Genomic DNA, 12,595 nt, shown 5'->3' with positions numbered 1-12,595 from the left:
CGTTGAGTGAGGCGGCACCCATATTTCAATTCCGTATGGCAATCCCTTCATACGGCGTTGTGTTGAGTATGTAGGCAACTTCGGTACGGTTTCTCGCACGAAGTTTTTTCATGACATTCCGAATGTGTACCTTGACCGTACTTTCACACATGTTGAGCTCGTACGCGATGACCTTGTTCGCCTTTCCTCGACGCAATGCCTCGATGACAGACATCTGACGCGAGGTAAAAGTGTTGTCTCCGTGCGGCTGCTGCTTGGTCGCGGACTGACCGTCGGTGACGGCGCGTCCTGAATGAAAGAGAACACTGGGCGGGACGAAAGTTCCGCCCGCCGCGACAAGCTGGATGGCCTTGGCGGCCACCTGCAACCTGACGCTGGTGGGAATATAGCCACGCGCGCCGTTTTCGACCACTTTGAGAATGTCCTCAAAGTTCTCGATATCCGATAGGATGACCACCCCTACCTCGGGCCTGGTCGCTTTCAGATGGCCTATCTGGGAAAGATGATAGTCCGCCTGGGAGTTCGACCACATCACACACATCAGGACCGTCGAAACTCTCTGCGTTTCTTCGGGATCCGCCATGTCGAACGCTTCGACCGACGCGTAATGCTGGATATGAAATGATGGCTCGATGATTTCGAGGCTTCTGCTGAAGCAGTCACACATCAAAGGCCGGCCATCGATGATTGCAATCTCGATTCCCTCTCCCGAGGACGGTGAGAGACGATTGACGTCGAGAATAGATGGATATTGATCAAGATCAGTTTTGTCCGTCCGATCATTCGCAGGCAAAAAACTTGTCATGACTCACCCCCGCGCAAATCTCGCCCCAACGGAGATTTCGCTTTTAAACCCATACCTTAACACTTTAGTAATAGCTTGTGGACCGGAGGTGGTGGTGTGACAAAACGCACAGCGCGGCCAAAATTTCGGTTTCCTCAAGCAATCAAAGTGAAAAAGTCGTGATTGCAGTATTATAGTTGGCTTCGAAGTCCATGCGCTTACCAATAGGGGGTAGCTACGGAAGTAGCGGTCATCCAGAATCGTTACGACAAAGAGCTGAACAGGGGTGGCTATGTGAGCCGTTGGTCAGACCTTCGCTCAAAACGCGCACACTTTCTCGGCAAAGCGTAAAATTACATTCAGGAGCCGGCATATTCCATATGGCGGACCTGCGGCATGAGAGGTCGCAGCCTGCTCCCTTTCCTCGTCGATTGACCGCTTTGGCGAAGGTGGAGGCGAGCTTATTCGAGGCTTTGCCGCAAGTGCTGGCCCAGTCTGATAGCGAGCGCGACAATGGTGAGAGTGGGCATGTCGTTGCCTCCGGTCGGGAAGACCGAGCTGCCGGCGACGAACAGATTTGCGAGGCCGTGCACCTGGCACGAACTATCGACCACGCCGGTTCGCGGGTCGTCGCTCATCCTCGTCGTGCCCATGTGGTGTCGAACCCAGTGATATGGAATGTCTCGCTCCCCCGCCGGGTTTTTGTCCTGGCCTGGATGAATGGCGCTTCTATGCCCCAGCCGCTTCATCTCTTCAGTGATGATCGCCTGGACACGTTCAAGCGTCCGTCGGACGAGAGGCCCCACGTTCCATTGCAGCTTCACACGGGGCAGACTGAACTCGTCGAGCCTTGTATCGAGCGTGACGCGGCTTGCCGGATCCGGTTCTTGTTCCAGTATCGTGTCAAAATGAAAATGCCTTGCACGCCGACGTGAGTGCCAGATCCGTTCGAAACCTGCCGATATTGCTCCCGCCGGATGCATCAGGATAGTTCGGCCGCATTTGATAAGGTCGCGATGCAGCCGGCCTCTCCGCAGCCAGAAGGCAAGATACTGCAAAGCTTCGGAACCATCCATATGATTGACGCAAGGCCCAGGCTTGATCCATGTGCGGGAATCGAGGAGGCGCTCGCTTGCACGTATTTCGGGCCGCAGCGCCAGTCCGAATGCATCATTGGTGCCGCGGTTTTCAGGCGACAATCCGGTCGTGCGGGTCCAGGGCACGTGGAGGTCTATCATGTTGTCGGGCTGGCTGACTTGCAGGCTTCCCCATTTTACCCGGGGATGCTCCATGAAATAGCGGCCAACCAGGTCATACTGGTTTCCTATGCCATTCGGCGCCTGTCGGTTTGAGACAAGGAGCAGGCGCGCGTTTTCGATACCGCCGCAGGCCAGCACGAAAAATCGCGCAGCAATCTGGAATCGTTTGTTCGGCGTACTCGCTACCTCGATGGAGCGAACCCGCCTTCCGCAGTCGTCGGTGTCGAGCCGCAGCGCCGTGGCATGCAGCACGACCTGGACGTTTTTTGCGTCCTGAAGCTTCTTGCGAAGCGTTGCTCCGAGATCCGGAGTGGGACTGAGAAAGCAGCGTTCCGAAAAGAGCGGCCCGTTTTCAGGCATGACCGCGGAAGTCGGCCAATCGGTCAGCAGGTCGTCGATTCCGAGCAGGCGGGCTGCGGTCTCATAATGGGGTAGTAATGATTTATGGGCGACGGGCCAACCACTCAGGGGTATCCAGGGCCGATGCTCGAAATCGCCATGGTCCAACATCTTGCACCATCCGCCCCAACCAGCCTTGCCTGTGCTCCCGCCGAACTGACGAAGGCGGCAAAGATCAAGAGCTTCGTAAGGTTGACCCACGGACAGCCCGCGCGACAGCCGTTGGCGCCAGTGCTCGTACGTCATGCCACCGCTTTCGATGACGCATATGCGATGCCGCGTGCCTTCTAGTTGTGATGCTATCGCCAGGCCGGCGGCACCCGCTCCCACGATGCACACATCCGCCTCCAGGCGCATGCCTTGCGGAAAGGCGTTGCAATCTTCAATCATGGCGTCGATCGGGCATGGTGTCGATCGGGACCAGCAATTGCACGCCTGTGAGAGCGTGGCCATTTGCGCCTTGCCCCCAGCCCCATTTGGCTGTTGGTCCCGCTGGCATCGGGCGGGCACGTCAAACTTGTGATCCGAAGAAAACAAATGTCACGATACGAGCAACGGCGCGAGGACTGCCGGAGCCTCGCCCTGTGCTCCATTCGGTTAGCCTCTGGAAGTTCGGCCACTGGCATTCCGTTGTCCAAGCCTGATCCTCTTGGCCGCCTCCGAGCGCAACGCAGTTAAATTTGGCGCCACAATCGGATAATCCGGCGGCAAGCCCCATTTCTGGCGATATTGCGCTGGCGTCATGCCGATGGATGTCAGATACCGCTTCAAGGATTTCATGCGGCGCCCGTCCTCCAGGTTAACGATGAAGTCAGGGGTCACCGACTTGCGGATCGGCACGGCTGGAACAGGTTTCGGTTCGGGCTGGTGATCGCCCACGGCAAGCTTTTGCAAAGCACGGCCGACATTCTGGATCAGGTCAACCAGATCGGAAGGCGACGTCCGGTTTTTCCTGACATAGGCCGAAACAATATCAGCGGTTAGCTCAATGTGGTCGGCGGGGTCAGAGTCCATGAGTCCGCTCATTGCCTGAAGAAGGCTATCTTCCGTGGCCGAGGCGCGGAGCACGTTCTGCATCGCTCATTGAAGGATTGCCCACCGTCACAGGAGAATGCTCCTGATGCCCCGCTCCTTGCATGGCCCAATGCCATCCCCAGGTGCCGTTTGTGTCAATTGTCCCTTGGCGGCAGTCGATCCATCCAAAAGTGGTACCGCTTGCCAATCCCGATCCCGTGATGGCAGCGGCGAAACCGGCAACACCGGCGGCACAGCTAAGCCGGCAAGACCTCACTGATCCGATGCCGGCGCGCACATGTCGCGTACCGGTATCGACCGTCAAATCGATATCCAGCGCCGCCTCGCTGCGACGGCTCGACTTATTCGCGACGGCTCGACTTGTTCAAGGCTGTCGTGTCTGGAGCTTCATGGCGCGCTTGAAGTCACGATTGTCCACGCGGCCGGCGCAAGACATGTCCAGGCCCGTAAGCCTTGAACAATGCTTGCGCCTTGTACTGTGCATGGGCGCTTGGACCTGAGCGGCGCGGCTTGACGAACCGCTCTTTCTACCACTCCGAGCCGGTATAGCCCGCAGCTTCCTTCCACAATGCGAGTGCGATGCTTGGCGAGCGGCCTTTCACTTCAATGTCTTTGCCGCGGTACTTTCCAGCCGCAATCCACACTGTCTTTGAACGCTGATAGATGTTGATGTCGAGGGCGCTGGCTAGAGCTTCCCAGTCCCTGCGTCTCGAAAAATCCATCCGACCCCCATCTCTCCATAATGTGGAGCAGTAACGAACATGGCGGATGAGAGTTCCCAGATCGTGAGGACTTCACCATTGGTTTGCGCAAATGGGTCGCACAGCGGTGAAAACTGCCTCCGCTGGCTTCGCCAGCGGAGTATTGAATTGGGCGATATCCCCAGGCTGGAGCTATTTGGCCGCCTTTGCCGTCCTCTCCGCACCCACCAGACTGCCAGCGGTTTTTCACCAGATCCGCAGGTGCCACCCGATCGGGCCGGCCTCGGACGGCCCGACCTTTGTCCGGAATCGGCAAAACGGCGAGATGAAAGAAGCCACTGAAGCACTCAGCGAGATTGTCAAAAGAATGTGTTTGATCATGATAAACCTCCAAAAGAGGGCATTGCTTATCCCGTGGAGATGGATAGTTTTTCCCGAAAAAAATTGCGTATATCTCGATTAATTCTTTTCACCCTTTAAATGAGATGGGACTCTGCGTGTATGTACCTATTATATAAAGAGAACCCTCACACGCTGATCTTCGTCTTGGCCCCGAACTGCAGACTGGCCATCAATGGATCGGCATGCGGGTAAGGGAAAACGTGATACAAATTGTTGTGAACGCCCGTCCTCGTAAAATGGGTCTACATTCTTGAATGCGCGCGCATAGGTGAGGTCTTTGGCATGGGGCCGTTATCGCGAAGGACGTTTGCACAGGGAACGGTTCTGGGCCTGTTACACTGGCTTGGCTTTACCAACCCTGGCAAAGCGGCCACTCAATCTTCAGCTGGCGTAACGCTTATCGCCCGCGGCAGACCTGCGGCAACGCTCGTTACTTCGGATCAGCCGAGTGGCTCTGTTCACTACGCCGCCACGGAACTCGGCTGGCACATAAAAAAAGCGACCGGCATCCAACCTGCCATCACAACTGAAAACCATGTCTCGCCGGCTGGCCTGCGTAACGCCGCCCACATTTTTCTGGGCGACACCCGGTTCGCCCGGGCAGCCGGAATCACATTCGGCGCATTGGCGCGTGAAACCTGTATCATCCGAACCGTCGGCAACCATCTGTGCATCGCCGGCCTCGATCATCCCGGCAGTGCGCTCGACCAAAACACGTCCGCGGGCACCCTCTTCGGCGTGTACGAGCTCCTTGATCGCTATTTCGGTGTCCGATGGCTATGGCCAGGTGAGCTGGGAACGTTTGTCCCAAAGGCACAGTCCTTGGTGATCCCCGCGCTTGATTACGTCGTTACGCCCCGGTTCATGCAGCGTCGCGTGCGCGCTGGAGCTGGCTTCACGAGCGAAGAACATCCCGAAATGGGTTTCACCGCAGCAGCGGCGAAAGAATATATGAAAGCCCAGGCCACGTTCCTGCGTCGCCACCGAATGGGCCGCAGAGTACCCACGAACTACGGTCACGCTTTCGTCGACTGGTGGCAGCGGTATGGCACCGAGCATCCCGAATGGTTTCAATTGGTCAGAGGCAAACGGGGCCCGGTGAGGCTGGGCGCTCGCTTCTCGATGTGCATTTCCAATCCGGGCTTGCGAGAAGAGATCGTCTCGCAATGGCGTGAGCATCGGAGCGCCTCTGCGGGACAGCCAACTTTCGTCAATGCGGTCGAGAACGACATCCCGGGGCAGTGCGAGTGCGAAATATGCAAAGCGCTGGATGGCCCAGAGCCGCCTGACTATCGAAAGTTCATTCCGTCGAAGTCGAAGATCGCCAGCAAGCCTTTCGTATCGGACCGCTATGCGCGTTCCTGGCAAGCCATTCAGCGGATAGCCGCGAAAGACGACCCTAACGCGGTCGTGGTGGGATACGCCTATATGAATTACTTCGCGGCACCGACATCGGGAATCAAGTTGAACCCGAATATCCTGATCGGGTTTTGCCCATCGGCCTGGTACTATCCACGCAGCGGCGAAGAGCAGGACTGGATAAAAGACCAGTGGCGCGGATGGGCGGCAACGACTGCCCAGGTGTTCATGCGCACCAACTATTTCCTGGATGGCTACTGCATGCCGCACATATTCGCCGGCCAGTTCGCCGACGAGTTTCAGAACGCGGCGCGAAACGGGATGGTCGGAACCGATTTTGACTCGCTGACAGGCCATTGGGCGACGCAAGGTCCAAATCTCTATTTGTTGATGCGCCTGCAGACACATCCTGAGACTGCCGTGGAGTCATTGTTGTCGGAATATTATTCAGCCTTCGGACCTGCGGCCGACGACGTCAAAAGCTATTTTGATTATTGGCAGGCGTATACTTCGAACGCTCGCGCCCAGCTGCGGGAGGGGTTCGAGGCTCTTGGAGCATCTCGTTGGCGAAGCTGGGCGAAGGCGGCGCACGCTGTCTATCCAGAGGAGAGTTTCGCGCCGGCGGAAGCCTTGCTTGACAGGGCGGCAGCCTCCGCAATCCAAGATCCGGAAGCCTCGATGCGGGTGAAGTTTCTTGAGCTGGGATTGCAGCATGCGAAGCTGTGCTCGCGAGCGGCCAGCAAGCTCACGCTCGGCGATCCGCAATCCGCCTATGAGCGCGGAAAGCCGGAACTGGAAGCGTTGCTGCAATTTCGGCGATCATATGAGCATATGTGGATATCCAACATGAATCACTGCGCGTGGGTGGAGAGCCAGAGTTGGATCCTGCCGGGCTTTGCGATTCAATCTCCGGACCTTGATCCGGAATGATCCATCTATTTTGAAAGAAGATTTGCGGGAAGCTAGCTGGCCAAGCCGCGCGATATCGCGCCCTGGCCAGCTAGGGAGAGGTGGTCGGCGTTGTGCCAGGCACTGCCGACTGTGCTCGGTGCAGTTGCGGGAGCGCTTCTGTCCATGAACGGGGGGACTGCGTCAAGACAGGCGACAGACACGACAATCACCTCGCAATTTTTCCTCAATCGCCGGAGAGGACACGTCGTGCTGCGCGGAAGTCGGTGCCTGGCTCTGGTTTCCCGATGTGCGGCCGAGACTTGCCGGACTGCATTTTTCCTGTCGGCTTTGAGCTGTGTTACGTTGCCCTTGAACCGGTGGATCGGACCGAGGGGACTAGGGTCCGAAACCCGATTTTCATCCTGTTTGGCTGACACCTCCCATTGTTTTGGGAGCTGTGAACCACCTGGGCATTTCGCGATTCGAAGGCGAACCTTCAACCGCGCCCTAGAGTATTGTTAGGCCCAGGTACTTCCCACCTCCCTTTATAGAACACGGGAAGTCTGTAACCTATGACTGCAAATTGTAAGCTGACAGTTTGGGGCTACTCCGTTCGGATACCGTGTGTTGCCGACGGCAAGGGCCGCGGCACCGATGGCAGCGGCAATGGCCATGCTCAACCGGCGCGTTCATCGGATCCCCGGCACCCAAGGTCAACGTCACAAGAGTCCGCAAAGTGTGGCCAGGAACATGGAACAACCGCTCTCAGCAGCAGTTGTCCGGTTCAGGAGGCAATATGAGCGCGACGATCGAGTTCTTTCGAACCTGGCTGCAGGAGAATGTCGGAAACGTGGCCGCCGACACGCAAGTCAGCGTCGCGGTGTTGGCCCAGCAATTCGAGCAGGATGCGGACGCCGCAGGATATGGGCGCGAGGTTCGCGAAGAAGATATCGGCAACATAGAGGACGCCATCCAGCAGGCCCTCGACAAGACGAACGCAACCAACGGCCGGCAACCAGTTCCGGAGGAAGATGGCTCGCTCACGCCGATCATCGAAGGTCTTGAGGCTGCGGAGCCTGAGCACTCAGCGTCTGCCGCAGGTGACGGCCGTAAGGAAGGAAGCTGACGAGCGCGTACAGCCGAATACCGGATCGTTAGTCCGGCGTATCGGGCTGGGTCGATCAGCGAGGGAAGTCGCGCACAGGATGATCTTCTTCACGAGCGATACTCATTTCAACGATCCACGGATTCTGCGAATTGACCGGCGGCCGTTCAGCTCGCTGGCAACGCATGACGCGGCGCTGATGAGCCTCTGGAACGAGACCGTTGGCTCGGACGACGAGATCTGGCATCTGGGTGATTTTGCCCGCCCGAAGGCCGGCATCGAAAACGTGCTGTCGCAGCTCAATGGGCGCAAGCACCTGATCATCGGCAACAATGACGGAAGCGATGCAACGCTCGCATCCGGCTGGGCCAGCATCCAGCACTATGCGGAACTGGTGGTGGACGGCACCCTCCTCATCCTGTGCCATTATCCCTTCCGGACCTGGAATCAGATGGGCAAGGGATCGGTGAATTTGCACGGCCATTCGCATGGCAAGCTGAAGCCGCTTACTCGCCAGCGTGATGTCGGCGTTGACATGTGGAATTTCCGGCCGGTTTCCCTGCCGATCCTGCTCAGCAAGCACAACCGTCGATCAGGCTGAGCGTGGCCCGTCGCCACTGACCGGCAGTCGTCCTTTATACAGTTCTGGATGTGCTTCGCTCAGCATCAAAGCCGGACAAGAATGAAGATCGATCACGATTTTCCGTTACAGGAACAACAAGGACGGCGCTCCGTTGGGAAAGTGATCGCAACAAGCGATTTAACCAATGGAGGCACTTATGATGAAAACGATCTTGGTCGCATCCGCCCTGTCCTTAGCGCTTGCCACATCCGCCCTGGCCCAAACGAGCGGCTCGGGCAATGCGGGCGGTACCGCAGGCGGCGGCATGAACAACAGCGGCACGAGCGTCAACGGCTCCGGCAGCACCACGGGGACCGTCACAACTGATCCGAATGCGACGAACTCGACCACGACAACACCAAACGGCATGAATGACCGTTGCAAGGACACTGCGGGCAATGACGTCGACACCAATACCGCCAGCGGCACTGCCACCTCGCCGTCCCAAAATTGTAACAAATAGTTCCGCCAGCAGAATTCAGCTCAGGCCTGGCGATGACGGGCCTGAGACATCATGTCGAATCGCAAGGCTGGGGCTATCGAAAGACGGAGTGCATGACCGCTATAGCGTCTTGGAGCACAAAGTCTTGAGCCTCTCAGTCGCACCCGATCGGCAGCGGTTTCGTTTTGCCGGTCAATCTGGCTCCCAGCGTCAGGCTGTTCGGGAAGCCGCTCACGAACGTGTTCATCGCGGCAGCGGACATGGGATGGGAGGCAAGGCGTGCCAACAAGGCAGCCACGCGAATGCGGGTTGCAAATTGGCTGTTCCAGACCTTCGAATAGCGGCGGCCAACAGCAATCCTCGCCGCTCGGTCCCAACGGGCGAACCTAGCCAGTTCATTGGCCAACAACCAGCCTGACTGCAAGGCCATCGAGATGCCTTCAGCGATGATGGGATGGGACTCACCGGCGAGGTTGCCCACCCGAAATATGTCGTTGGCAAAACATGGGCGTATGCCAGGCCGTATGGGACCTGCGGCGAGCCATTCGCCATCGAGCGTGGCATTCACGATCGTGGAGGCGACACGGGGACACGAAGCAAGGATATGCGCATGAACAGCTTGGGCTGCCGACGAGGCGTTGCCTTTTTTGCGTAGCCTGATCAAGGCGTCGCGGCGTATGCAGCACGACAGCGACATCCTGTTCCGGTCGGCCCAGACCATGCCGCCATAGCCGCCCGGAAATGCCAGCAGGGGCATGAGGTCGCGGTCGAGCTCAGCGCCGGTGAAATGAGCCTTGAATCCGAAAAGATCGTGCGGCGCGTTGGTTTTCGGCAGGTTCGTCGAAAGCTTTCCTTGTTCCCATGAGCCATGCGCGGCAATCACGACCGGCGCAACGAGAACTCCCTGATCGTGCTTGCTTTCGATCCGAACCGTAGCGTTGTCACCATCGGTGCTGATCTCCGCCGCCCGCCAAGGCTGGAACACGTCGGCCCCGGCATCGCGAGCCGCATCCAAAAGCATGCCATCCAGAACGTCGCGCCCGAGCGCGCGTCCAAATGCATCTCCCGCGGCCCGCGGCATGCCCGCATCCGTGCCGGGACCCGATGCAAAAAGTGCAACCCGCTTGACCTCCGGACCGGCTTTGGCGCGAACCGCGGCGCCTCCGCCCAATCTATCCAACAGATCCAGATTGACCGCGGACATGAATTCCCCGCAAACTTTGCGGCGCGGGAATTCACTTCGCTCGACGATGGCAACAGCGCGCCCCTGGCCGCTCAAAGCCAGGGCCACCGAAGAACCACTTGGCCCGGCGCCTATGACGATGGCGTCGTACATCATGGCAAACCTTCCGAAGCGCGGTCGACGGCAAGGAAGGCATGGGTAAACGGTCCAATTCTGCGTTCTGCACACTGGCGCCTGAAATCCGGGGGCCATAGGCTGGAAAGCTCATGACCCGCAAAACCGGCGCGGACGCTTGCCGGCGCATCGTGCAAAGTCACCTCGTTCGCGCCAATGATATGCAGAAGCGAGCAGGCTCTTAAGGCAATGGCGTTTCGGCTCGGCTCGGTGGCGAGAAACACTGGCGCCAGAGGGCGAAGCGCCAAAAACAGGCGTTTCAGGGCTGCGTCCGGAAAATGGTGCAGAAACAAGTTGGCCGATACCACATCGAAGGCGCCGGCTCGGGGGCTTTGGATCCATTCGAAGACATCATCGATGATGGTTTCGACCCGCCAACCAAGTGCGTAGAAATCAGCGAACCGCCTGTCTGAAATGAGGTTGAACTGGTCAAGCATGACCAGGTCGACATCTGTCCAGCGCCGGGCGAGGCGCTTTGCGACGGAAAGCATGAATGCTCCATCGCCGGAACCAATTTCCAAAAATCTGGTCGGGCTTTTGCGCACGCTTGCCTTCAACAGGCTGGCCATGATCGCGCTCTGAAACATCAGTGCGTTTATCCAGGCGAGATCACGCCGCGAACCGACGGCCCTTGGATCGTCGGGAGGCAAATTGTCGAGCAGTTCCCGCTCGATCCGACGATGGTCGAGATCATTGACCATTCAGGTATCGCCGGCTGTGTGGAACATCATCGTCTCGGTCGTCAGGCCAGGTCCGAATGCCATGGCACAACCCACACGGTCTTCCTTTGTGGCCTCGCGCAGCATTCGCTCGAGTACGAACATGACGGTAGCAGAGGACATGTTTCCGTTTTCACGAAGGACCTCGCGGGAGGTCGACAACGCATCGGAACGGAGATTCAGCGCGCGCTCCACTGCGTCGAGAACGGAGCGGCCGCCCGGGTGGACGGCCCAAAGGTCGACGTCTGAAACGCTCCTGTTTCCCAGAATGCTGCCTATGTCTGTGCCGAGTGCATGGTGGATTGCGGCGGGAACCTCTCCCGACAACACCATGTCGAAACCGTCGTCGTGTATGTTCCAGGTCATGAGGTCGCGGCTGCCGCCATCGACGAGCGCGTGAAAACTATCCAGTCCTATGCCAAAAGGACTGGCGCTTATCGACGCAGCCGAGCAGCCATCGCCCCACAGGCAGAACGAGAGCAGCTTTTCAAGGTCGGAGGTCTCCTTGAGGTGAAGCGTACAGAGTTCGATGCTGACCACCAGAACCCGGGCCTCGGGTTCCGACCGGATGATGTGTCGTGCCTGCTTGAGTGCGTTGATCGCTGCATAGCAACCCATGAAGCCGAGGATTGTGCGCTCGATGGAGGTCGGCAGGTTGCACCGGGCAATTATTTCCAGATCCAGGCCGGGGGCGGAAAACCCCGTGCAGGTGGTGACGATCAAATGTGTGATACGGCTCCTGTCCTGACCATGAAGGAGCTTCTCCACGGCCTGTTCAGCCAGAGCGGGCGCTGTGGCCGCGAACATCTCCATGCGCTTTGCCGTGCCTGGAAACGCGCCGCGTTTGAAAACACCCTCCAAATCGACACTTGGGCCTTCAGGATCATCGGCGGGCGCAAAGCACGAATAACGATGCTCTATTCCGCATCTGTCCGCCATGCGATCAAAGATCGCCCGGCGACGGGGATCTGCCGTCAGCTGGGAACCGGCAAATTGAAGAAAGAAGCGGTGAACGCCATTCTCCGGAACGGCTGCCGCAATCCGGTTGATGAAAGCTTGAGCGGGCATTTTTTCCTCGGCCTACAGCTTTAGGCTGGTGTACCGCGGGCGGTGACTACGAACCCGACCGGGTCGGGACCAGCCCCTGAGAGGTGGTAAACACCCTCATAAACGTTCGGGACAGATGAAAGCTTCCCTCGTCCTCGACGATTTCCAAGGTGCCGGCCAATGGCGGCACCAAGCGCAATTGGAGGCCTCCTCGCTGTCGGCGGCGCAGGCGGGCGAGCGTCGAATGTGGCACCGTACCGCAACGGATGCCGCATTCGCGTCAGGATGGATGGCATCGCGGCCGCCATATAGCCAGACGAGTCATCCATTCCTTGACCGGCCAAGGCCTTGGCCAGTCGACCGCGATCTCGGTCGGACCGGCGGGTTCCCCGGACCACCAGGGGTATTGTCAAGCGGCTTAGCTATCATGGCAGCGGGGACAAACCGCTGTCGAATGGCCGTGCGCGGAGATA

At 58.3% G+C, this 12,595-nt stretch carries 11 protein-coding genes; 4 read left to right on the top strand and 7 right to left on the bottom strand.

Annotated elements, in window-relative coordinates; translation table 11 throughout:
- Positions 1 to 25: 25 nt before the first annotated feature.
- The 4 genes from FJ953_RS27285 to FJ953_RS27270 all read right to left on the bottom strand — a co-directional run bounded on the left by FJ953_RS27285 (position 26) and on the right by FJ953_RS27270 (position 4,199).
- Positions 26 to 805 carry a response regulator transcription factor gene (locus FJ953_RS27285; protein ID WP_140498453.1) on the bottom strand — a complete coding sequence of 260 codons (780 nt, stop codon included), beginning with the start codon at positions 803 to 805 and terminating at the stop codon, positions 26 to 28.
- A 440-nt stretch (positions 806 to 1,245) separates the two neighbouring features.
- Positions 1,246 to 2,895: a GMC family oxidoreductase gene (locus tag FJ953_RS27280; RefSeq protein ID WP_140625472.1), complete on the bottom strand. Its 1,650-nt coding sequence runs from the start codon at positions 2,893 to 2,895 to the stop codon at positions 1,246 to 1,248.
- A 144-nt stretch (positions 2,896 to 3,039) separates the two neighbouring features.
- Complete coding sequence (locus tag FJ953_RS27275) at positions 3,040 to 3,519, bottom strand: MucR family transcriptional regulator (RefSeq protein WP_318012505.1); 480 nt, start codon at positions 3,517 to 3,519, stop codon at positions 3,040 to 3,042.
- A 485-nt stretch (positions 3,520 to 4,004) separates the two neighbouring features.
- Positions 4,005 to 4,199, bottom strand: a complete 195-nt coding sequence (locus tag FJ953_RS27270) for a hypothetical protein (RefSeq protein ID WP_140498455.1) — start codon at positions 4,197 to 4,199, stop codon at positions 4,005 to 4,007.
- A gap of 663 nt (positions 4,200 to 4,862) precedes the next feature.
- On the opposite strand from FJ953_RS27270, the gene FJ953_RS27265 reads away from it, so the two are divergent.
- The 4 genes from FJ953_RS27265 (at position 4,863) to FJ953_RS27250 (ending at position 9,020) form a co-directional block, all read left to right on the top strand.
- Positions 4,863 to 6,869 (top strand): DUF4838 domain-containing protein, encoded by a 2,007-nt coding sequence (locus FJ953_RS27265; protein ID WP_140625471.1) that lies wholly within the window; start codon positions 4,863 to 4,865, stop codon positions 6,867 to 6,869.
- 757 nt (positions 6,870 to 7,626) lie between these two features.
- Positions 7,627 to 7,956, top strand: a complete 330-nt coding sequence (locus tag FJ953_RS27260) for a DUF768 domain-containing protein (RefSeq protein WP_140625470.1) — start codon at positions 7,627 to 7,629, stop codon at positions 7,954 to 7,956.
- Positions 7,957 to 8,035: 79 nt separating this feature from the next.
- Complete coding sequence (locus FJ953_RS27255; protein WP_140567322.1) at positions 8,036 to 8,536, top strand: metallophosphoesterase family protein; 501 nt, start codon at positions 8,036 to 8,038, stop codon at positions 8,534 to 8,536.
- Positions 8,537 to 8,714: 178 nt separating this feature from the next.
- Positions 8,715 to 9,020, top strand: a complete 306-nt coding sequence (locus FJ953_RS27250; protein ID WP_140498458.1) for a hypothetical protein — start codon at positions 8,715 to 8,717, stop codon at positions 9,018 to 9,020.
- 133 nt (positions 9,021 to 9,153) lie between these two features.
- On the opposite strand, the gene FJ953_RS27245 is transcribed toward FJ953_RS27250, so the two are convergent.
- Genes FJ953_RS27245 through FJ953_RS27235 form a run of 3 tightly spaced genes read right to left on the bottom strand, consistent with a single transcriptional unit; the run spans position 9,154 to position 12,143 of the window.
- On the bottom strand, positions 9,154 to 10,338 hold the full coding sequence (locus tag FJ953_RS27245; RefSeq protein ID WP_140625469.1) for an NAD(P)/FAD-dependent oxidoreductase: 1,185 nt from the start codon (positions 10,336 to 10,338) through the stop codon (positions 9,154 to 9,156).
- Positions 10,335 to 11,057, bottom strand: coding sequence for a class I SAM-dependent methyltransferase (locus FJ953_RS27240; RefSeq protein WP_140625468.1), 723 nt, complete (start codon positions 11,055 to 11,057; stop codon positions 10,335 to 10,337). The genes FJ953_RS27245 and FJ953_RS27240 overlap by 4 nt, the downstream gene beginning before the upstream one ends.
- On the bottom strand, positions 11,058 to 12,143 hold the full coding sequence (locus FJ953_RS27235; RefSeq protein ID WP_140625467.1) for a type III polyketide synthase: 1,086 nt from the start codon (positions 12,141 to 12,143) through the stop codon (positions 11,058 to 11,060). It abuts the gene before it with no gap.
- Between the last annotated feature and the right edge of the window lie 452 nt (positions 12,144 to 12,595).

The organism is Mesorhizobium sp. B2-3-6 (assembly GCF_006442305.1).
In the GTDB taxonomy this organism is placed as follows: Bacteria; Pseudomonadota; Alphaproteobacteria; order Rhizobiales; family Rhizobiaceae; genus Mesorhizobium.
The sequence above is the reverse complement of the archived record's forward strand: the minus strand, read 5'-3'. Positions and strand labels throughout refer to the sequence as shown.